The 23,618-nt window shown below is 37.2% G+C and carries 12 protein-coding genes; 1 reads left to right on the top strand and 11 read right to left on the bottom strand.

Going from position 1 to position 23,618, the window contains the following annotated elements; all coding sequences use genetic code 11:
- Positions 1-2: 2 nt before the first annotated feature.
- The 8 genes from VOI54_RS12695 to VOI54_RS12660 all read right to left on the bottom strand — a co-directional run bounded on the left by VOI54_RS12695 (position 3) and on the right by VOI54_RS12660 (position 19,593).
- Complete coding sequence (locus tag VOI54_RS12695) at positions 3-1,472, bottom strand: sialate O-acetylesterase (RefSeq protein WP_326283207.1); 1,470 nt, start codon at positions 1,470-1,472, stop codon at positions 3-5.
- Between the two features lie 285 nt (positions 1,473-1,757).
- Positions 1,758-3,839, bottom strand: coding sequence for an alpha-L-fucosidase (locus VOI54_RS12690; protein WP_326283206.1), 2,082 nt, complete (start codon positions 3,837-3,839; stop codon positions 1,758-1,760).
- A gap of 140 nt (positions 3,840-3,979) precedes the next feature.
- Positions 3,980-6,475, bottom strand: a complete 2,496-nt coding sequence (locus VOI54_RS12685; RefSeq protein WP_326283205.1) for a glycoside hydrolase family 95 protein — start codon at positions 6,473-6,475, stop codon at positions 3,980-3,982.
- Between the two features lie 145 nt (positions 6,476-6,620).
- Positions 6,621-9,989, bottom strand: coding sequence for a VCBS repeat-containing protein (locus VOI54_RS12680; protein WP_326283204.1), 3,369 nt, complete (start codon positions 9,987-9,989; stop codon positions 6,621-6,623).
- 10 nt (positions 9,990-9,999) lie between these two features.
- Entirely contained in the window at positions 10,000-13,326 is a 3,327-nt protein-coding gene (locus VOI54_RS12675) for a VCBS repeat-containing protein (RefSeq protein ID WP_326283203.1), read from the bottom strand.
- A 103-nt stretch (positions 13,327-13,429) separates the two neighbouring features.
- The gene (locus VOI54_RS12670) at positions 13,430-14,953 is read right to left on the bottom strand and encodes a RagB/SusD family nutrient uptake outer membrane protein (RefSeq protein ID WP_326283202.1); all 1,524 of its coding nucleotides are present in this window, start codon (positions 14,951-14,953) and stop codon (positions 13,430-13,432) included.
- 15 nt (positions 14,954-14,968) lie between these two features.
- Positions 14,969-18,274, bottom strand: coding sequence for a SusC/RagA family TonB-linked outer membrane protein (locus tag VOI54_RS12665; protein ID WP_326283201.1), 3,306 nt, complete (start codon positions 18,272-18,274; stop codon positions 14,969-14,971).
- 170 nt (positions 18,275-18,444) lie between these two features.
- Positions 18,445-19,593 (bottom strand): FecR family protein, encoded by a 1,149-nt coding sequence (locus VOI54_RS12660; protein WP_326283200.1) that lies wholly within the window; start codon positions 19,591-19,593, stop codon positions 18,445-18,447.
- 126 nt (positions 19,594-19,719) lie between these two features.
- Between VOI54_RS12660 and VOI54_RS12655 the strand changes: the two genes are divergently transcribed.
- A complete protein-coding gene (locus VOI54_RS12655) occupies positions 19,720-20,307 on the top strand; it encodes an RNA polymerase sigma factor (protein ID WP_326283199.1) in 588 nt (195 codons plus the stop codon).
- Between the two features lie 243 nt (positions 20,308-20,550).
- Here the strand turns inward: VOI54_RS12655 and VOI54_RS12650 are convergent, their stop codons facing one another.
- The 3 genes from VOI54_RS12650 to VOI54_RS12640 all read right to left on the bottom strand — a co-directional run bounded on the left by VOI54_RS12650 (position 20,551) and on the right by VOI54_RS12640 (position 23,581).
- Positions 20,551-21,519 carry a type I phosphomannose isomerase catalytic subunit gene (locus tag VOI54_RS12650; protein ID WP_326283198.1) on the bottom strand — a complete coding sequence of 323 codons (969 nt, stop codon included), beginning with the start codon at positions 21,517-21,519 and terminating at the stop codon, positions 20,551-20,553.
- A 90-nt stretch (positions 21,520-21,609) separates the two neighbouring features.
- Positions 21,610-22,431 (bottom strand): T9SS type A sorting domain-containing protein, encoded by an 822-nt coding sequence (locus tag VOI54_RS12645; RefSeq protein WP_326283197.1) that lies wholly within the window; start codon positions 22,429-22,431, stop codon positions 21,610-21,612.
- A 322-nt stretch (positions 22,432-22,753) separates the two neighbouring features.
- Positions 22,754-23,581, bottom strand: a complete 828-nt coding sequence (locus tag VOI54_RS12640; RefSeq protein WP_326283196.1) for a sialate O-acetylesterase — start codon at positions 23,579-23,581, stop codon at positions 22,754-22,756.
- Positions 23,582-23,618 lie beyond the last annotated feature (37 nt).

The raw sequence follows: 23,618 nt of genomic DNA, 5'->3' as shown, positions 1-23,618 counted from the left end.
GATCACTCTACTCGTTTAATCTTATGCATAGGGACTTCCCAATCGTCTGTTCTAAAAATATCTACTGGCAACCCGTTTTTTCCGTAAAGTTTAGGTATGGAAGTATTAGAAAACCCATATCTTACGGCAATTGGCCGCTTAACTTTTTTAGACCAAACAACCACACCGTCTTTATTTATTTTGGCCTTAGCAGGGTAAAATATCCGGTCTGCTCCGGCAATTTGAAATTCTGTTATTTCTCCTTTCGACATTAGCCCATTATATGCATGATTAAACCTGATTTCAGCCTTATTCCCCACTAATGTCATAGAAGAAAAAGAGGGATAATCTATATTGTATCCGGTTTTATTATAAGTCTTTACAAGTGCCATTGCCGCTAATCTTTTTCCCACTTCTGTCTTTTGTCTTGGATGGATGTTCTTTATATCGTCAACCAGATCATGAATAACTATCATACCTGTTTTATGGTGCGTAACAGAACGCGACTGGGATTCCCTAACCAATGGAGCCATATGTTCATTATTATAATCAAAAGGCGCAATCTGCACATAGTAAAAAGGGAAATCAATATCCCATTTTTTTCTCCAGGCATCAATCATTAGTGGCATAAGACTGGCGTATGTTTTAGGGAAAAACCTATTGCTTTCCCCTTGATACCAAATAACACCGGCAATAGTAAATCGTGTTATCGGATTTATCATCGCATTATAGGTTAAACCGGCATCCTTTGGCCACCATGCATAAGCTTCCAAGCTGTCTAACTCTTCTTTATATATCGGATTTTCATTTATCAGTTCTTCGGGAATCCATGGCTCTATATTTGTCCCACCCCAACTGGCATGCAAAAGTCCAACGGGTACTTTTAGGTCTTCATGTATTGTTTTTCCAAAATTGTAGGCTACTGCTGAAAAACCTTTGGCCTCTTCTGGAGTACATACAATCCATCTCCCCTCACAACTGTCTTGAGGATGATTTGATGTTCTGCGGGAAACCTGAAAAAAACGAACGGATGGATAATGAGCTTCCTTAATTTTCCTTTTATAGTCAATGACACCGGCAAAACCAGGAGAAAGTGAATCCATAGGCATTTCCATATTGGACTGACCTGAACACATCCACACCTCACCAACCAATACATTTTTGATTTTTATAGTTTCATGGCCCATAATATGTAAGGTATATGGTCCTCCTGATTTGGGAGTTGGTAACTTTAACGACCATCTTCCCTGATAAACCTTAGTTGATAAAGTGTCTGAACCCCAACTGCCCCAAACTAAAATCTGTTCAGCTGACTTCGTGCTCCACCCCCAAATTTCTACTTCAGATTCCTGTTGAAGTACCATATTATCAGAAATTACAGATGGTAGCATAATCTTAGCTGAAAGAGCCATAGGTGCGCAAAACATGATGATACCCCCTAAAAGCATGTGTTTTATTTTCTTGATTCTAAAAATTTGTTTCGTAAATTTCATTTGTATCTATTTTAATAATTCTTTTATAGTCAATGGGTTGAGCATTGGATGCTGTTCTCCCATGTCAATGTTAGCATCTCTTTTAAAATTATTGCTTCCTCTTTCACGCCTATCATAATCAATTAAATCTCATCCTTAGTGTAAAATCCGCTATAGTGCCCGAGTTGATTAAAATAACCTGACATTACAACATGGGAAGTACAGGTAGAGATTAAGCACATCAAAATGCAAAAACCAACTTCTGTTATGCTAAAAAGTGAGCATTTAATCATGAGTTCCTTTTCTTTATTTGGTTATTACACCTAGTTCTGTCAGCGCCGCATATTTCTTTCCTACAACCTCTACTGCTTTAAACATGATGTATTTGGCCTTTGTTGGCTCTATAGATACCTGTTGCTCAATAGGGTTGTTATAAATATTTGAGAATTCCCCATTCCCCTTTAAATCCCAGACCTTTCCATCAAGACTTGTATAAAACTCGTAATGCGTTACAATGCCATCTTTAATTCCATCCTGGCGGGGAGTCATTACAAAGCCTTCTACGTCAAGTTCTTCACCCAGATTAACAATAATTTCTCTATCCCTATCGTCTTCTAAGGTATGCCAATCTGTGGTATTATTTTCGTCTATTACTTTCCATGAAACATTGTGTCCTTCTTGGGAACTGGCATAAAGCACTTCCCATTTCTTTTTTGTTTGATTATAAATCACAGTTGTAGTAGGACTACTCTCATGATGATAGAAAATTTTAGATTTTACAATGCCTCCCTGTTTTAGTTCTAAAGGCTTTCTATAAATAGGTGATTTTGGATTTGGCTCAGTCCCATCAATGGTATAATGGATTTCACCTGAACCTGCAATTGTAACATACCCGGATTTGTCTCTTGAAATTAGTGGAGACTCCAAGCTAATGGGTTGTAAATGCACCGAAAGTTGGGTAATAACAGGGCAAGCAACAGCCTTAGTTATCCTCAACCTAATCTTATTTGTTGTTTGAAGACTACCCTTCCATAAGCGTCTGTGTCCTATAGATTCGGCTTTTGCAAACTCTTCCCACTCATTACCGGTCCATTTATCAAGTGCCCACCCCCAAATACGTTGCCCTAATGGAATGAACTCTCTAATATTCACCACGTTAAACTCCGTCTGAACCGGGAACTCCACTACAATTTCTGGTGTTAATTCTTTGTCATCCGAAGCCCAATAGGTTTGCTGATTGTCATCACGCAAATTAGACACACCATAGACTTTACTATTCCCTCTGGTATTAGAAGCTTTAAAAATGGCTTCTTTAGACAGGTCTTTGGCAAATGTTGCATCAATAATTTCTTTGAACTTGGTTAGGGATGCCATGTCATTTTCATGAATAAGTCCTCTTCTGTCAGGAGGTAGGTTTAAAATTAATGTTGTTCCATGTCCTAAACTTTCATAATACAATTTCACCAATGTCTCCGGAGATTTGACGCGACTGTCTTCGCTTTCATGATAGAACCAGCCCGGCCTAATTGAGGTATTGGTTTCTGCCGGCATCCAAAACTTTCCTTCCCTGTGACCGTTAATTGCCTCCCAATATCTTGTTTGTCCGTTTGCCGGTGGTTGACCTTCTTCCCTTCCCTTTGGGGTGTACCTGTGCCAACACGGATCACCGGAAAACCCCTCCTCGGTTCCAATCCACCTAACATCTAAGCCAATATCAGAGAATATGGCTGCCGTAGGTTGCAATGCCCTAATCATTTTAAAGGTGCCGTCCCAATCATAATATGTAGCCCGGTCTATCGTACGGTTCTCATTAGCACCTCCGTAATAGCCCGTTCCTCCATTTGCACCATCAAACCATACCTCAAAAATCTCTCCGTAGTTGCTTAGCAATTCTTTTAATTGCTCTCTAAAAACCTTTATGTACTCAGGGCTTCCATAACCTTTATGGTTACGGTCCCAAGGCGACAGATACATCCCAACTTTCAATCCATGCTTTCGGCAAGCCTTTACAATTTCTCCAACAATATCCCCATTACCATTTTTATATGGTGATTTAGAAATATTATGCTCTGTGGTTTTTGTTGGCCATAGGCAGAATCCGTCATGATGCTTGGTAGTCAACACCAATCCCTTCATCCCTGCATTTTTGCATGCCAATACGATCTGCTCAGCATTAAATGCAGTAGGATCAAACCACTTGGGCGACTCATCTCCAAATCCCCATTCTTTATCAGTAAAAGTATTGATCGTAAAGTGAATGAATGCATAGAATTCGGTATCATGCCACTGCATTTGTTGTGTATTAGGCAATGGACCAAATGGTTCTGGAGGTACTATATCATTTTTGCACCCTGACAGGGTAATACTCAATAAACATAGATATGCCAAGCTTTTTACACTTTTCAATATACTTTTCACACCTTTATCCATATTACTTTACTTGTATCTTATTTAACTTTTAACTCCTATTGTATGCTTCACTTAACACCATCCCCTATCCTTCTGATTATTAAAAAATACACTTTATATTAAACCGAGCTTTTACTGCTTTTTATCTTATTTAAATACTTATCAAATTGAAGCTCCTCACCGGCCTTTATTACAATTTCTCTGGTTAAATCTAAATACCTCAACCTAAGGGTATCTGTAGCTTTTGATCTTATATGTAAACTTTTCAATTTGCCTTCATTCCATTCAATATCCAATTGGTATGCGCCATTTGCCTTTATTCCCTTAATATAACCAGATTTCCAAACTGACGGAAGTGCTGGCAAGAGGTGTATTTCTCCTAAGTGACTTTGCATTAACATTTCCAATATACCGGCAGGTGCCCCAAAATTTCCGTCTATCTGAAAGGGTGGACAAGCATCTAATAAATTAGGATAACAACCGCCACCAAGGTTTCCCATAGTATAATTGGTAGGTGCTACCGGGTTGTACAATTGGGTTAACAAATTATGAGCTTTATCCCCATCAAATAGTCTAGCCCAAAAATTAATTTTCCATGCCAAACTCCATCCTGTACCGGCATCTCCCCGCATATTAAGTGTTCTTTTACAAGCTTCGGCAAGTTCAGGAGTTGTATGTGGAGATATTTGATTCCCCGGATGTAGCGCAAAAAGATGAGCAATATGGCGATGCGTATCCTCGGGATTATCCCAATCGTTGTACCATTCCTGCAATTGTCCATACTGTCCAATTTTGAATGGCGGCAATTGTTTCAATGCCATTTCAATCTCTTTTTTAAAATATACATCCGTTTTCAAAATATTTGTTGCTGCTATGGTATTGGTAAACAAGTCCCTTATCAGTCCAATATCTGATGTTGAGGCAATATCTACACATCCGTACACATCCATGTTGGTCATAAAGAAATTTTCCGGTGAAACCGATGGCCCTGTTACTAAATACCCATCAGGACCTTCCCAAAGCCAATCTAAGACAAACCTTGCTGCGCCCTTCATTATGGGATAGGCATGATTTCTTAAATAGGTGGTATCTCTATTATAAGTATAATGTTCATATACATGTTTACTGAACCAGGCACCAGACATAGGGAAATTGGCCCAACTAGGGCTTCTTTTATCTGATGTAGATATATTTCCTACTGGATTGGTGGATGCCCAAATATCAGTATTATGATGGGAACACCAGCCCCGCATCCCGTAATTTATCTTAGCTGTTTTTGCCCCATTAACAGATAGATTTGATACAAAATCCAATAATGGTTTATGCATTTCTGGCAAGTTGAGGGGCTCAGCAATCCAATAGTTCATCTGTACATTTATATTGGCTGTAAAATTTGAACTCCATGGCGGCCTCACATCTTGATTCCAAATGCCTTGCAAGTTTGCGGGAATACCTCCCGGTCTTGAACTTGATATAAGTAAGTACCGTCCATAATGGAATATTAATTCATCCAAATGCAAATCAGGATTTGTCTTGTCATATGCTTTTAAGCGTCTGTATGTTGGGATAGTATCTTTCTCAATATTAGAAACAGCAAATTGCACCCTATTAAAAAACGAAGTATAATCACGAACATGATTTTCCTTTAACTCCATATAACTTTTTTTATACGCTTCAACCAAATTGTGTTTAGATTCCAGTTCCGGGTTTTTACCGGCGTTTCCCGGCGACTTGTTATACCCATTAAAACTTGTTGAAGGAGATACTAATAATAGAACTTTATCTGCATCAACAACTTTAAGTTTATTATCTTCAGCAATCACTTCTCCTCCTTGGTTTTTAAGGAGCAGCCTACATTCAAAAGTCATGCCCTCATCGTTTGTATATCTCACTTTGCCCAGATCGCCCAAATAATTTGGATCTGCATGCATTGGAGCCTTACCTTTCATAACCAATGTATTGTTATCCTCTAAAACAGTATTAAATTGGAGTTTACTACTTAGTGATGCTGTAAAGGACACTTTTGCCTTCTTGTTTGATGAGATCCGCATTACCATGACCTGATCGGGTGCACTAACAAACAATTCATGGCGAAAGTTCACTCCATTTCGTTTATAGGTTGAGGTTGTAATGGCATTGGATAGATCAAGGTCTCGATAATAGTTGGTAACGTCACTCTTGTCCTCAAAATCCAAATAAAGATCACCCATAGGAGCATAGGATTGGGTATATGGCCCTTGGGTTTGGATGGTTAACGTATTGGCCAGACCAAAATCTCCTTTAGCCAATGCTTCTCTTATTTCAGGAATTAAATCTTTAGCTTTGGGATTATTACCATCCTTGGGAAAACCACTCCAAAGTGTTTCTTCATTAAGGGCTATTCTTTCCTTATTTGGATGTCCCAGAACCATAGCGCCAATTCTACCATTCCCTAATGGTAAGCCCTCATTCCATTCTGTTGTTGGCGTATCAAACCAAATCTTAAGGGGAATAGAGCTATGCGTTTTATTGTTGGAACAGGAAGCCACCATTAGAAACCCAATCCCAAGTATTATGTTTTGAAAACAATTACCTGCAATCGCATTTAATTTGAAGCATAGTAAACTAAACAACATATGCACAATAGTTATTTTTTTTTTTAAATGTCTGCATAATAACTCATTTATTGTTGGGTTACTTTATATCTGATACTTTGACTTTTGAGCTCATAGCGTGTTCACTATAGATTATTTTAGTTTTTGATTGGACATAATCACTTTCTTAGTACTCTAAAACAGTCAAGGGTTCATTGTTTTTTGCAATAATTATTAAATTGCCATTTAATGTGGCTATCTCCACAGCATTTTTCACTTCTCCTTTTATATATAATCCTGAACGGGTTGATGGTATCTCAAAAAAATTGCCATATGCATCTTTTTTTAATACATGGCCATAGCTGGCATCATTTCTTGGTGTTTCTACCTCTGAACCATATAGATTTCCCAACAGGAGTAAATCCATAGAACCGTCCTTATCAAAATCATTGCTCAAAATTTTGTTAATTGAAGATATTTGCGCCTCATTTGGAAAAGGTTTGAAATGAAACCCTTTACTCCCTCTATTCTCAAATACCCCTGAGGCAAATGTGGTTGCTGTATATTTTAAGGAACTTTTCAGCTTGTTGCCGTAAACCTGGTGAAGGTTTGCCTTTCCAAAAGCATGGTAAGATTCAAATTTTTCCTTGATAAAAGGCATTTGGTTAGATGAACATTCCCTGCCACGAAGCGGGTAAACGGTCTCGCCTTCGTGATACCCCAAAACAATATCTGTACTATGATTATCATCAAAATCATTGATGAACATATAAAATGGTTCCTTGGGGCTTGCTTTATACTTGTAATTCAGGCCTAAATTACCGGCAATCAAGTCTTGGTCTCCATCACCATCAACATCCATTACTTTTAAGCAATACCACCAACCTACATAGTCGGTTAAGCCAACTGAAGAGGAAATATTCCTAAATTCATGTCCCATATTTTTAAACAGACTTATTGCCCCCCATTCGCTGGTAATCAATAGATCCTGTTTGTTATCACCATCCATATCTTGCCAATACACATTGGTAATCATTGAAAAGCTGTTTAAATCCGGTATGGCAGTATCTGTGACATCTATAAATTGAATTTTGCCTTTATCACTTTTGTTTTCCAGTAAAAAACTCTTAACGGGTTTCCCATAGTTTTTAGGCATCACTCTGGTACCAACAAATAGGTCTAAATCACCGTCATTATCAAAGTCACCCGAGGCTATACTTTGACCGCTTTGGGTAATTGTTGGAATGGCCTTTAAATTTCTGGTGAAATTCCCAATGCCATTGTTTTCATAAAACCTATCGGTATAATAATCTGAATTTGGATCCATCTCATTTCCTCCACTCACTACATATAAGTCCATATCTCCATCCTTATCTGCATCCAAAAATAATGCTCCGGTATCCTCATGTTTCCTATCTCTAAGGAATGCCTCAATATTTTGCTCATAAAAAATGCCTGTTTCAGATTGAACATACAGAACTCCTGACTGTCCTTGGGCTCCTCCAACATAGAAATCTTCCAGCCCATCATTATTGACATCTGCTTTTGCCAATGCCGGACCGGATTCTGACATTTTATGAGGCATTAGGGCTTCTTCTTTAAAGTCATCATAGTCATTTTCCTGATGTGTGAATGGTATCCTTAGCTGAGCGCTACGATCCTTGAAAATATAGTTTTCTTTTTGTGACACTTTTTCAATTCCTAAACCCTGGCCATATCTAACGGTTAAAACCTGGTTTGAGGAAACTTTATATTTTTCTTCAATCTTTCCATCCGGCCAGTGAATACGAAGGGTATCTACAATGTTCTTTTGCCCCAACCCAAAATGTAAATTATTTGCCATTGAAGATTGAAAGCCCCGAGTAAAATAGTTTTCTCTGGTCTGTTTTGATGTGGCTGTTATCAGCTCTACTTTGGCTCCCAGCGCATCTTTATTTTCTGATTGACCTATAAGCTTAACCTTAAGATATCCATGATGAGCATTGGAGTTATTCCTATAGATAAATGAAGGATCATCTGAATTATTCACCACCACATCCAGATCACCATCATTATCAAAATCAGCATAGGCCGCCCCGTTTGAAAAGGTCATAGGTTGTTCTAGGTCTAACGGAGAAAAGGTCAAATCACCTTGGTTTAAAAAGAAATAATTATTTTTTCGTCTTGTAGGTGATTTTTCTAAAAGATCGGCTATGTACTTATCTTTATTTAGCACGCCAGCTTTTCTAGCTTCTTCACGTTTTTTCTCCTTATAGATTTTAAAATCGTTACTTCTAAAATCACGTTTAATTCCATTGGATACAAACAAATCATTATAGCCATCATTATTAAAGTCAAATAACAACGGAGACCAACTCCAATCTGTACTGGAGACACCTGCCAATTTAGCTATATCTGAAAACACCGGGGCATTGGTATTATAATCAATGCCTCTATTTAAATGCATGGCGTTATACATATACTGGTGGTGCAATCCCCAATTGACATAATTAAAAAAACGTTCTGGGTTCATACCGCTCATACTGGTCTTTTGTGAATAATTATCCTTGGCCATCATATCCAGGGACATTATATCAAGCCATCCATCATTATTAATATCCGCAATATCCGTTCCCATAGAAAAGTTAGATATATGCCTAAATGAATTATGCGACGTTTCCTCAAAGGTTCCATTCTTATTATTGATATATATATGGTCTTTTTGAGCATAATCATTGGCCGTATAAACATCTGGCCAACCATCATTATTTAGATCTCCAATAGAAACGCCCAGTGTATACCCAAGTGCATTACTTACAATTCCGGCATCGTGGGTTACTTCTATAAATTTGTTATGGTCATTTCTATATAACTTCTCCCCGGCTTCTGAGTTTATAAGCCTGCTTAACGAATCTATTTCATGATCTAAATATGAGTACTGCAGACCGTGATTAATGGCAAACATATCCAAATCACCGTCCCGGTCATAATCAAAAAATGCCGCTTGAATAGCATGGTGGGCAAGATCTAGGTTATAGGTTGCAGCCTTATCTACAAAATGAGGGACTCCTTTGTCATTGATTCCCTGATTTACAAGTAATTGGTTTTTTAACAGGTCCTTGTTGCTGGGGCTTCCTGAATAGCAGATGTAGATATCCTTATACCCATCATTATTTATATCCACAATGGTCACGCCAGTTGGGAACCCTCTACTTCCTTGAGTTCCAGATATTTTAGAAACCTCCTTAAACCTCATATTTCCCTGATTAAGGTAAAGCTGGTTGGGTTGAAGGTTGTTTATAAAATATATGTCTATTAAACTGTCATTGTTAAAATCTGCAACGGCCACTCCCCCTCCATTATAATAATACTCATATAAAAACCCATTCATATAAGTGTTTTCACGTAGAACATTTTTTGATGTTATTCCGGTCTGCTCTTCGGTAAGTACAGTAAATAGATTTATTCCTAAAGCCTCAGAGTTCAAGCTTTGATTATTCTCCGGGGCCGTATTACAGGACACCAAGACCAACATTAGCCAAAGTATTCTAATAACATGTACATTTGAGTTGGGCATGGCTGTGCAATTAGTTATTTATTTTGATTAGTTCCGGTTTTGCATTATTCATTGATGCTATAAGGTATTTCCTGTTATGGCCAAGCAAAAGTTGCCCCAATTGTTTTACCTCTCCGTTAATTCTAAGACCACTTTTCTGGTAATCTACAGCACTAAAACCTCCTTTGCCATTCCCTTTTAGCCAAAGACCAATACTGGCGTCATTTCTTGTTGTTTCTACCTCTGCATTATATAGATTCCCGGCTATGACCATATCCAAATTTCCATCGCCATCATAATCTTGAACGGTTATGGTATTTACTGAAGATATTTGAGCTTCATTGGGCAATGGGCTTATTTTAAATTCTCCATGTCCTAAATTTTCAATATAACTACTGGCAAAGGTTATTGCCTTATAATGCAGGGCATTACTCAACAAATTTTCTGAATAAATATCAACAAGCGATGCTGTTGAAAAGGATTCGTAATCCTTGAACTTTTTCTTTATATCCGGAACCTGTTCTGATGAGCACTGTCTTCCCCTTACAGGGAATTGTATTCCATTTTGATAATAGCCTAAAACAATATCCAACTTACCATTATTATCAAAATCGCTGGCAAACACTTCAAATGGTTCTTCTTTTGTAGCCTTATATTTATAGTTCAGGCCTAAATTCCCGGCAACGTAATCCATATCTCCGTCACCATCAAAATCACCCTGATTGATGGTATACCACCAACCTATAGTCTTTTTCATTTCCGGACTTGATTTTTTTGTAAAGGTTTTTCCCTGATTTTCCATTAAGGTTATGGGCATCCATTCTCCTACCAATATCAGATCAGTCAAGCCATCATTGTTATAATCTGTCCAAATGGCATCAGTAACCAAACCTATCTCTTTTAGATCAGGGGCAATTTTATGGGTTACATCCCTAAACTTCACATTGTTTTCTGAACTTATATTCTCAAGAATATAACTGCTTGCTGGCTTAGGATATGCTTTAGGAACCGATCTTCCACCTATAAACAAGTCCAGATCCCCGTCACGATCATAATCCATTGCTTTTACTACCGAGCCACTCATGTATATATTAGGAAGGGCGGCTGTTTCTTTAACAAATTTTTGATTGCCTTTATTGATATATAGTCTGTCTGCAAGAAATTCATCTCCGTTTAAACGTTCGTTTCCTCCACTGACCACGTATAAATCTTGTAATCCATCTCCATTGGCATCAAAAAACAAGACTCCGGTATCTTCATAGTCCGCATCAAATTCCCATGGGCCTTGAATTTTTGTCAGTTCATTATTTTTTTCCTGAACCAGTAAGCTTCCGGAAGCACCGTTGGCATTCCCAAAAAACACATCGTCCAGGCCATCATTGTTTATGTCAGAAATTGCCATACCTGCCCCCATTGTGGAATATTTATGGGGTAATAAAACTTCAAAAAGGTAGTCGTTATACTGATTTTCATGATGTTCATGTAAGAGCGGAATTTGGTCTGTACTATTTTCAAAGAGCTTTACTGAAGGCTGGTTGGCAACTTTTGTGGGCAACTTGGAATTATAATAATCTACTACTAGCTCTTGGTCTGCGTATATATTATCCAGTACATGTTTCTTTCCATCTGACCAGGTTATATTAATTTCCTCAATTTTTTCCTGCTTTCCCAGCCCAAAATGCAATACGGGTTCCACTGAAGATTGAAAACCCCGTGTAAGCTGTAGTTCCTGGTATTGTATCCCTCTTTTTGTTTTAAGAGTAACCGAGGCACCTAATCCAAAGCGGTTTGATTCTGATCCATTAAATTTTAATCTCAAATAATGATTTTTAGTATTTTTGGTGTTATTTTCATAGATGTGAGCTACATCATCTAAATTGTTAACCACCAAATCAAGGTCTCCATCGTTATCCAAATCGGCATAGCTCACCCCATTGGAGAATCCTTTAAAATCAAGCCCTAATGCTTCAGATTTATTGGTAAAGGTAAGATCACCGTTGTTTATAAAAGCATAATTAGGTATTTTTTCAGAGGGTAATAAATTAAAATTATTGACCTTGAATTTATCTACACTTGTGGCAAACTGGTTCTTTTGTTTAAGCTTAATAAAAAAATCCTTGTTATTAATATCTCGCCTTGATCCATTGGTAATATAAATATCTTTCCAGCCATCATTATCAATATCCATCCACAAAGCTGCCCAGCTCCAATCTGTAGTTGCTACTCCAGCTATCCTTGACACATCTCCCATGATTGGAATGCCATTCTGGTCAACCCCCTGGTTAAGCTGTAGCACATTTTGCATGTATTGGTAGTGCATTCCCCCGTTAACTATTTCCCAAAATTTTTGTGGGTTCATACTTGCCATATTGGCTTTAGACCTTCTGTTGTCCTCCGGAGTCATATCTACTTGTAGTATATCTGTTGCTCCATCGTTATTAAAATCTGCTATATCTACACCCATTCCATAAAAAGCTGTATGCCTTGTTGATGTTTTTAAGGTTTCTTTAAAAGTTCCGTCCTGATTATTAATATATAAATAATCTGGGGCCGCAAAATCGTTTGACACATAAATGTCTGGCCAGGAATCATTGTTTAAATCACTAACCGTTGCACTTAAGGATAATCCAAAATTTAGTATTCCTGCTTCCTTGGTCACCTTACTAAAAAAGCCATTTCCTTCATTTCGGTACAGGTTATCAGACTTTTCCATATCCTTAAACTTGACCTGCATTTGATAATACATGTTAGGCGCATCAAATGGGGTTATAGGGTAATTTGCAACATATAGGTCTAAATCACCATCCTTATCATAATCAAAAAAAGTACTCTGGGTGCTATGACCGGCATCAGCAATTCCATACTCTGAGGCTTGTTCCTTAAATTCTAAATTACCTTGATTTACATAAAGTTCATTTGCTTTATCATAATTTTTTTTACCTGAGACATTCACATAAATATCTAATAAACCATCATTATTAATATCAACCATGGTACTACCTGTATACCATTTACCGCTCCCTTGAATACCTGCTTTGTTTGTAATATCTTCAAACTGGAAATTACCCTTATTGAGATACAGTTTGTTATCTACCATGTTTCCGGTAAAAAAAATATCGGTAAGACCGTCATTATTAATATCTCCAAGGGAAACCCCTCCGCCCATATACATATATCCGTAGTTGAAGTAGTTCAAACTATCTGTTTCGGTGATTTGGTTTGTAAATTCAACCTTGCTTATGCTAGTAGGTACCTGACTAAATTTTTGTGGCTGGTTAAGCTCCTTATTAAAGTTTTTGCATCCAAAGGATATGGCTATAAAAAAGATACAAACCAGAATAAGTTCTTTTGAGATCATTTTATCATAGGTATTATTGGTAGTTACTATTTTTCAAGGGCCAATTTGTTTTTAAAGCCCCATTGAATAAACAACGAGGCTCTAATATCTAAAATCAAAACTACTACTTCTTCAAACCGGGATGTAACTGAACAACAACATCCGGAATTGGTATCCATGGATTAGATTCAGTTAAGGTTGGCCCTGTAATTGGGTTATCTGCCGGGTCTCTTTTGGCAATGGTTTCATCTATGGTTTGTGTTCTAACCATATCAAACCATCTTGAATATTCTGATGCCAGCTCCCAGGCCCGTTCTGCAATTATATCATCTACATTTATAGAAACCGCATCTCCTGCATCTGGAGTATCAAAAGGCAATCCTGCTGCTCTCCTTCTTACCATATTGAATGCGTTTAGTGCAAATGCATCAGACGTGGTTCCACCTTCAATCATGGCCTGTGCTTCTGCAGAAATCAACAGCACTTCTGCAAACCGAATGATGTATAAATTGGCATCAAAGTCATTTCCACCGTCCCTTAAATCGGGATTTGCATACTTTTTATAATGCGGATGCTCTTCTACCCAATCTGTCCAAGGGGTTAAAACGCCTCCTATTGGAGCTTCCAAAAGAAAGGTTGCATCTTTACGCGGACCGGCTGGGAATTCATTAAAGAAAGAAAGTTCTGAGTATTGTTCAACCCAGCTTCCTCCGGAAACATCCATTTGAGATGGTGTACTGGCAAAGCCCATTACAAAGTTACCCGTCCAAGGGTCTCCTACCCAATCACCATTGGTATCGCTAAATTGTAGTTCTAAAACACCTTCTAGCCCATTATCGGAGGCAGCCCCTAGCCAGAGGTCAGCATAATTTGCCAGCAAGTTATGACCACTATTGTCAATTACATCTTTTGCCGTTGCCAGGGCCAAAGCCGGATACGAGGTATCTCCAAGCGGAAAGCCTGCCCCTGTTAAATAGGCTAAAGCTAAAAGCCCTTTAGCTCCGTATGCATCAATCCTACCACCATCTTCACCTGACCATGAGTGGGGTAAATCATTTGAGGCCTTGGATAAATCTTCAACAATCTGATCATAAATTTCCTTAAAGGTACTCAATACTACGGGCTCTCCGGTAATTTCATTATCTGTAATTAAAGGCACAGTTCCAAAAGTTCTTACCAAAAAGAAATAACTAAAGCCTCTCCAGAAATACGCCTGTGCCACAGCTTGATCCCAAAACGCCTTATCACCGGCTTCTACATTAGCTATATTATTCTCATAACCTTCTATTAGCCAGTTGCATTTGTATATGGTACTAAATAATGGCTCCCAATTAAAGCTGTTCAACTGACCATCTGTTGATACGGGTCTTAACACATCAAAATCTGTATATGGACTAAAACCTGCGGTAATATCATCACCTCCAAACACTGGTCGCCTTGCATTCACTGTACTAAAATAAACTGTAACTTCTCCGTACAGCCCATTTACTGCCGCTTCCATATCTGCGGTAGTTTTAAAGAAGGTTTCTGAACTAACTAACCCCCTAGGGTCTTCTTCTATTTTATCGCAAGATACTGCTATCAAAATAACAACTAAGATGGAAATATTTGCGAGTCGTAAATAAGTATTTTCTATTTTTTTTAACATCTCTTTGTTTTTTAGTTAAAATGATAAATTAACGCCTACTGTAAATGTTCTTGGTAATGGGAATGATCCCCAATCCACACCCTTTGCATTATCAGCCTGGGTGGCCGGTTCAAAGTCATTACCGCCTCTTCTAAACCCACTCAATTCAGGATCTAATCCAGAATAATCTGTAAAGGTTGCTACGTTCTGCATACTCACATAAAATTTTGCGCTTACCAGTCCAATACTCTCCAACATTGATTCTCCTAAATTGTAACCCAAGGTTATGTTTTTAATTCTTATAAAGGATCCATCCTCTACAAAATTTGAAGCATAGGCTCTGATAGATCCCGAACTATTAGCCGGAATATTACTGCTGGTATTAGAGGACGTCCATGCATTTACCAAATCGGGATGTGTTCCATACGGTAACCAAGCATCACCTCTTGATGAAAACGCTTTTTGTAAATTCAAAATCTCATTACCTTGACTTCCGTTAATAAATATGTTTAAATCAAAATTCTTATACGTAAAGGTGTTATTGAAACCAAAGGTATAGTCTGGGTTTGGATCACCTATTGCTCTTAATACGACATTTCCACTTCCATCTTCTTCATAAATAGGATCTCCGTTTGACTCATCAACTCCCAAGAAAGTAGCCCCGTTAAAAGTTCCCAGAGGTTCCCCTATTTCTACTCTGGAGGTAAGCGTATGTCTAAACCCTTCTCCAAAAAGTATGAAATCTGTATCTCCAAATAACTCGGTAACCTCATTTTTATTTCTAGATAGGTTAAATGCCAAATCCCAATTCAACCCATCCTCACTGGAAATAGGGTTTGCCGTTATACCTATTTCAAATCCTTTATTTTCCACTTTTCCAACATTCTGTTGCTGGATAGATGGTCCTACCAGTACGTTTGGTACGTTGTTGTCCAACAACAAGTCTGTGGTTTCCTTTTTATAATAATCAAAGGTAAATCCTAATCTATTATTCAATAAGGCCATATCTAATCCCACATTGGTTTGAGTTGTAGTTTCCCATCTCAATTCCGGGTTATCTAATCTTATTGGAGGTCCTGCAGCTACTGAAAGACCTTCAATATCATTATTTGTTCCTGCCGTTAACCAACCTTGTAGGTCTGTATTCAACGAAGATAATGAAGAGAATGAAGGAATGTTTTGATTACCGGTCTCTCCCCATCCTGCTCTTAGCTTAATACTATTGAACAACTGTTGGTCTTGCATAAAATCTTCGCTTGTAATATTCCAGGCTGCTCCAATAGAAGGGAAGGTTGCCGCATTGTGAACCGGAAACACGTTAGATGCATCCCTTCTTAAGGTAGCGGTTAGAAAATACTTTTCCTTGTAATTATAGTTAACCCTAAACATGAATGACCTTATCAACCGGTCAAGAGTTACTCCAGATCGGGGTAAGTTAGTAGCCGGAATGGCCAAATTGTCTATACCTCCTGCCGTGGTGAAAAAATCTGAGGAATTTATTACGAAAAACTCTGAATTTAAATTAAGTTCTTCAAAAAGTCCTTCGGCCAGAAGACTATGGTCTCCAAAATCCTTATCATAAGCTAATTTGGTAACAAATTGAGTACTAAGATTTTCCTGAAACCCTCTTCCTGAACTTGCGGTAGAAACGTCAGCTACACCTGTAGCTGGAAGCCATAGTTTCATTTGACGGTCAACTACCGTGGTACCACCTGATACAGACAAGGTCAACGGTTCTGTTATTTCCCAGTCAAATCCTAAATTACCCTGAAAATTATTGGTAAACCTATTCTCTTCTTTGGTATTTAAAATCTCCAGCGGATTAGCTCTTGTATTATTGGGAGTCACTCCCGTAAAATCTACCGGTTGGTTTGGGTCTACATTAACCAATACACGGAAAAAACCATCTCCGGCACCTCCCTCAAGGTTATTGTTATGGCCTTTTTCTCTACTTGCGTAAAGATTTAAATTAAACCTCAACTTATCTGATATATCTCCATCTAAATTGGTTCTTATGGCATATCTTTTATAGCTACTGTTTTTCACCATACCTTCATGATCTACCAAATTACCTGATACATAATAATTTACTTTACTAAAGTTACCTCCTACAGAAAGATTATAATTTTGAACAATTCCGGTTCTGTAAACGGCATCTTGCCAATCCGTGTTTGAAGAACCATTTGGCGTTCCTCCACTATCCAGTATTATTTGGTTGAATTGATCACCACTAACCACGTCTATAGTATTAATAACCGATTCTACACTCAGGAAACTCTCCAGAGTGACCACTGGGTTATCACTTCTAGATCTTTTGGTCGTTATTATCACCACTCCATTAGACCCCCTGCTTCCGTATATGGCCAGGGAGCTGGCATCCTTTAATACGGTAATGGTTTCAATATCGGCAGCGTTTACCGTGTTGATATCTACTCCCATAAGCCCATCTATAACATATAAGGGATCGTTTCCTGAGGTAATAGAGTTTGCCCCCCTTACCCTGATACGCATGCCACGTCCCGGAGACCCACTATTTTGTGTCACTGCAACACCTGCTATTCTGCCCTGTAAAGCTTGATCTACCTTAAACAGAGGCTGGCTTTCAAACTCCTCCTTACCAATTTGGGCTATAGCGCCGGTAATCTTATCCCTGCTTAGTTCTGATCCATATCCGGTTACCACAATCTCATTTAGGTTTAGAGAATCTTCCTGGAGAGACTGGTTGATATTGGTTCTATTCCCTACGGTAACCTCTGCGGTTTTATAGCCAAGATATGAGATGTGCAATACTGAGTTACTACTTGCAACTGTAATGGTATAGTTACCATCAAAATCTGTTTGCGCACCGTTAGAGGTATTTTTCTCTAGGATGCTTGCACCAGCCAAGGGTTGACCATTGGTATCTGTTATAACTCCTGTAATGGTAATTGGATCCTGCTCGACCTCAGCACTTTGGGTTGAAATGGGTTTCTTTCGTCTTTTTCCTTTCTTTAATATAACATGGACACCTCTAACCTTATAATTTGTGTTGGTTCCATCAAACATTTTTAAAAGAATTTCCTTGATTTTCTCCTGTGATGCTATTACAGACACTTCTCTATTTAGGTCAATGTCTCTTGTGGCATATATAAATCTAAAATCGGTAGAAAACTCAATTTGATCTATGATCTCTCGAATGGTTGCATTTTCAAAATCCAGACTTATTTTTGTTTTTTGCGAATAGCTCTCATTGGCATACATTCCAAACAAGATCGAAAATAAAAATAAAGTCGTTAGTTTCATCTTTAAGTCAAATTCAAAAGAAGGTAAAGAAACCTTCTTTATATCACGTATTTTTTTCATACATTTAGTTGTTTTTTAATGGTTGATTAATAATACATTAGTCAATCCTATTTAATAGCCGGAAAATGGTGAAGCGTTTTCCGGTTTTTTATTAAAAGGAAGCATTCAGATAGTTTAAGTTTTAGTCATATTTTACGTTTGTTTAGTTAGTTAATAATAATTTGTTATTGTTATTTAATATATACCTTATTGTTCTCTATAGTATAATCAATCTTATAGGAATCATTGAAAAAACTCAATACACTATCAATTTCAATTTTGTTGAAACTAGCGTCAAAATGTATTTTTCCTAATTCGGCATTTTCATTTTCTATCTCCACATTATAATGGCGCTCCAATTTGGTTAGTATATTGTCAAAGCTTTCGTTTCTAAAAAACAAATGACCACTCATCCAGGCCGTATAAATATTGATGTTTACCTTTTCAACTTCAATCTCCTGCGATGCCCTGTTTACGGCTCCAAGTTGTCCGGGAATGAGCTTTACCATATCTTTTTTTGCAGATTTTTTGGAGGTCAGCCCCACTAATCCTTCAACAAGTACCACGGCAATATCTTTATCTTCCGGATAAGAAGATACATTAAATTCTGTACCCAGCACTTCTATATTTAGACCATCAGTATTGACTATAAAGGGCTGTGCCTTATTCTGGGTAACATCCATAAACACTTCCCCACTTTCTAAATAAACCAAGCGATCTTGTCCTTTGATAAAGCTAACCGGGTATCTAAGTTCTGTTCCGGCATTCAAAAAAACCTTTGTCCCATCAGAAAGAACTAATTCAAACTGTTTACCATAGGGTACTTTCAAGGTGTTGTAAACTAACTCTGAAGCATCACTTTTTGAAGAATAATTCAATTGATCTTCATTTTGTTTTCCAATAACTTTGCCTTTGGAGTCTGCAACCACCTTATTTTGTGACAGGTCAAGAGTTATGATCTTGCCGTTATCCAATTCTAAAGTAATAGGTTCTTCACCTGGAACAATTGTAACAGGCACTTGGGATTTTAAGGACTGTGAATTTTGTTGATAGATATAACCAACTGCAATAAAGACTACAGCTACGGCTGCATATTTTACCCAGTTGGGAACTAGTTTTCTTAATGGTCTTGAAGGCTGTTGATCCTTTATGGCATGTGTTACTTTCTTGTAGGCATCATCAATATTACTTTGTATCAAAGCCAAGTTAAGATCATAATTATCCCTAACAAAAGATTTCAGTTCATTTTGATGATGTTCATCCTTTAGTTTTTCATGGAGAACTAACAGTTCCTCTGCCGATATGGTACCATCAATAAACTTATGAATAAGGGTTTTCACTGTGAAATGTTTAAGGTTTTATATTTATTTTACTATAAAACTCAAAAAAACCCTTAAAAAATTATTAATTTTTTTTAATATTACATTCCCATTACAACATATTCTCCGACTAACTAACAACCAAACATGAATGATATTGAAGCTGTAAAAGCACTTAAAAGCGGTGATAAATCTGGCTTTAAATGTCTTTTTGATAGATATTATAATCTTTTGGTAGTCTTTATAACTTCTCATACCTTTAATAAGCTCCAAGCCGAGGATATAGTACAGCAAACTTTTATTAGTTTTTGGGAAAACAGGGATAAACTGGCATCTGATAAATCACCAAAAAACTACTTATACACCATTGCTTACAACAAATATATTGATAGTATAAAGACCAAAAAGAAACGGAGTAAGCTACTTGAAGAATTATGGGAGATTTCCTTGCGTAATCGTATAGCAGAAGATAATGAGGTTCAAGAAAAGCGAATTGAAAAGCTTAAATTAATCATTAGTAACCTTCCTCCTAAATGCCAAGAAATCATTAGGCTTAATAAGGTGGAAGGTTTAAAATATAAGGAAATAGCTACTCAATTGGATATTTCTATAAAAACTGTTGAGTCCCAAATACGGATCGCTTTTAAAAAAATTCGCAAAGGATTTAAGAACGAAAGTGTTTTTACACTTTTCTTTTCCAAATCAGATTTTCTAAAAACAAAACGCTCAACTTAGTTTTATATAAGCCTGAATTTTTCTTAGGCCCAAAGACTTGTTTACTTAACCTGTTGCTAATTGATACTTCTTCTGATAAACTTTATTTACTGTTAATAGTCTTTCCAATAGTATTATACTTATGTTTAAAATGATCTATAGACGCTTCTCTAGGACTGGCCCAGGATCTTTCGGAAAATACGGCAAGCGTTGGTTCAAATCAACTATCCGCTCTATTTTCGGCGTCATTGGTCCATAAACATACTACAGATACACTTCCAGAATTCTGGCAGATTCTGATCGTAATTTAACGGCTTCAACTGTTGCCGGTAACAAAATAGTTTCTCCTGTATTGACTGGCATGACCTCATTATCGTGGACTATTTCAAATTCGCCTTCTACACACATATAGATCACAAACGAATCCAACGCCCTATAATCTTTCTCTAACGCCCCCCTTAATTGAATAATATCTGTCTTAAAATAAGGCGAATGTACCAATTTTGAGGACTGGTTTGCTTCTACTGCATAATCTGTTTTGTAATTGTCATATAATTGATAATCTATGGCCTCCAGTGCCTGTTCCGTATGCAACTCCCTTTGGTTGCCTGAGGCGTCTACCCGTTCATAATCATAGATCCGGTAGGTAATATCTGAGGTTTGCTGGATCTCTGCCAATACTGTCCCTACTCCTATGGCATGTACCCGTCCTGTAGGAATATAAAAAGTATCTCCTGTCTTTATCTTTTCTGTATTTAAAATATCTAAGAGCTTGCCCTTATGCAATGCTTCTACATATTCCTCTTGGGATACGGCTTTATTAAACCCTACTATGAGTTCTGCGTCTTTATCTGTATCCATGATATACCACATCTCATTCTTCCCAAAGGAGTTATGCCTGGATTTTGCCAACTCATTATTGGGATGTACCTGGATAGATAAAGGGGTTTTGGCATCAATGAACTTGATCAATATGGGAAAGGCGTCTCCAAATTGTTTGTAAACCTTATCCCCTACAAATTCACCTTTATAGGTGCTGATCAGATCTCTTAGTGATTGTCCTTTTAAGGCCCCGTTTGAAACCACTGATATATCACCTTCTACATCTGATATCTCCCAACTCTCTCCTATATTGGTCTTAGCGGATGACTTCTTAAAGGTACTGACTAACTTCTCTCCACCCCAAATGCGTTCTTTTAAAATGGGTTCAAATTTTATTGGATATCCTTTCATGGTCTTCATTTTATTTTCTCACGAATTATATAAAAAAGCACCGATACAAAAAATTATTGCATCAGTGCTATTTACATCACTGCTATTAACTTATTCTTTAATAAACTTTCTTATTGTTTTTTGCCCTAGCTTATTTTCTATTGCAGCCAGATATACTCCTTTACTGATATCTGAGACATCAACCGAAGTACTTTTTGATGATTTTAAAAGCTGGCCTGTTATACTATATATTGACATCTCAACACTATCCTTAAAACGATCTTGTCCTTTAAAAAACAACACATCTCTAACTGGATTTGGATAAAATTGTCCTGCCTCATAACTAACATCCTCAACACTTAGCACCTTATTTTGTACTGAAATATTATCAAAATGCCATGCTTCACCACCAGTATTATCATTAACATTAAAGAAAAATGTAAACTTATCATATGTAGCCGTATTGACATCCACTCCTCCAAGGGCAGTAAAGTTTAAGGTCACCAATTGCCAACCGGAATCGGAGCCCGGGGTAACATATGCTTCAGCTACGCCACCAACTCCATCAAGCTCCAGTTTTGCATACATTAAAGTAGCTGATGGTGCTATCACACTAAATTGAATATTATCAAGGTCTTTATAATTTAGTGCATTATTAATTATAACCACCGAAGCATTTCCCCATGATTTCCCTGCCGGTACTGTATATTTCGCAACATTTGAGGAGGTATTGATCCCTCCGGAATTTGGATTGGTAACAACTTCTGCTATGCCTTCCCATGCTAAATGTTGATATTCTGAAGGTGTTTCAAAATCAATAACTGTATCTTGCCCAAAGGCTATACTTCCTGTTATTAACAAGCCTCCCATAATAAGGACCATTTTCTTTGTAAGTGTTTCAAGACACTTTAATCGTGTAATTTTATAATACATATTTTCAATGTTAAAGATTAATAAACTACAGTAAAGGTACTTTCGGGAAAAGTACTTTTATGACTAAATAATGTTGAAAACTTATTGTTTTATGAAGTTATTGAAAATACTGATTTCAAACACTTTATAATTTGAACTCATTCTTTCTGAAGCTCCCACAGGACTGATGCTTCCTATGAATTAAATATAAAATAGGTAGTTTCTTTATGGGTGTTGCAAAACATGATAACACCCAATATATTCTCTATGTTTTTCCCTCAATGCTTTAGAGTAAACATCATGGTGCCTGAGTATATAGTTTTTCAGAATAAAAATTTACCTCCTACTCCTTCAGTGATAACATCTTCACAGCATAACGCTTTCCTAACTCTCTTACTCCTGCTGTATTAAAATGTACATTATCATCACTAACTTCACAGCCTTTTGATGATATAACATATGCGGTAGGAATTACTTCCGGAAGTATATTGATAATGGAATTCATACTGCTAAATACACCGTTTTGCTCTTTATGAACTAACTCTCCTGCCAATAGTGGTGTTTCTTCTGCCTTTAAAGACAAATCTTCCAGTATATTATTGTAAACCGTTTTAACATATTCCGGCCACTTTTCATCATCTTGATTTGCTTCTCCCTGATGTAATAAAATGCCTTTTATCACACCATCCTTTTGTGCCTGTTTAGCCAAATTAATGAAATGCTTATACGGATTACCACCATAGTCCCTAATTTTTTTATCAAACCATTCTGCCGGATACATTGCCGTATAATTCTTATAGATAGCCTTATCAAAAAGCCTAATATCACTTCCACCAACAGCAACATTTATAACTCCTACTTTAATGCTATCGGGTAAATACTTTATCATAGTTTTTCCAAAATAATCTGCAGGAGACAAGCCTGTATAACATTGACTCAAAGGCGGGATTGCCGGATACCATATATTCTTTTTTCTAAGAAGGTTCTCGCAATCTAATGCCTGTAAGGCCAAGAAACGACTGTGTGTTGTTTTGTCCTGGGCTTCTATAGCTGCAGATCCTTCCATATTAGACTGTCCAAAACACAAATAAATATGAAAATTAGGATCTTGTGAAAACATAGTCTTTGTGAATAAAACCAATACTATTATGACTAAAATTTTAATCTTCATAACTCTTAGTATTTTTAATAGTGTTAACACTAACACT

The sequence above is a fragment of the Alterotamlana spongicola genome (assembly GCF_035818475.1).
Classification (GTDB): Bacteria; Bacteroidota; Bacteroidia; order Flavobacteriales; family Flavobacteriaceae; genus Cognatitamlana.
The sequence above is the reverse complement of the archived record's forward strand: the minus strand, read 5'-3'. Positions and strand labels throughout refer to the sequence as shown.

What these genes read in the sequence shown, in the direction of transcription:
- VOI54_RS12665 (WP_326283201.1), bottom strand. Translation starts at nt 18,274, where the DNA reads ATGAAAAAAATACGTGATATAAAGAAGGTTTCTTTACCTTCTTTTGAA.
- VOI54_RS12680 (WP_326283204.1), bottom strand. Translation starts at nt 9,989, where the DNA reads ATGCCCAACTCAAATGTACATGTTATTAGAATACTTTGGCTAATGTTG.
- VOI54_RS12655 (WP_326283199.1), top strand. Translation starts at nt 19,720, where the DNA reads ATGAATGATATTGAAGCTGTAAAAGCACTTAAAAGCGGTGATAAATCT.
- VOI54_RS12670 (WP_326283202.1), bottom strand. Translation starts at nt 14,953, where the DNA reads ATGTTAAAAAAAATAGAAAATACTTATTTACGACTCGCAAATATTTCC.
- VOI54_RS12675 (WP_326283203.1), bottom strand. Translation starts at nt 13,326, where the DNA reads ATGATCTCAAAAGAACTTATTCTGGTTTGTATCTTTTTTATAGCCATA.
- VOI54_RS12685 (WP_326283205.1), bottom strand. Translation starts at nt 6,475, where the DNA reads ATGTTGTTTAGTTTACTATGCTTCAAATTAAATGCGATTGCAGGTAAT.
- VOI54_RS12640 (WP_326283196.1), bottom strand. Translation starts at nt 23,581, where the DNA reads ATGAAGATTAAAATTTTAGTCATAATAGTATTGGTTTTATTCACAAAG.
- VOI54_RS12695 (WP_326283207.1), bottom strand. Translation starts at nt 1,472, where the DNA reads ATGAAATTTACGAAACAAATTTTTAGAATCAAGAAAATAAAACACATG.
- VOI54_RS12645 (WP_326283197.1), bottom strand. Translation starts at nt 22,431, where the DNA reads ATGTATTATAAAATTACACGATTAAAGTGTCTTGAAACACTTACAAAG.
- VOI54_RS12650 (WP_326283198.1), bottom strand. Translation starts at nt 21,519, where the DNA reads ATGAAAGGATATCCAATAAAATTTGAACCCATTTTAAAAGAACGCATT.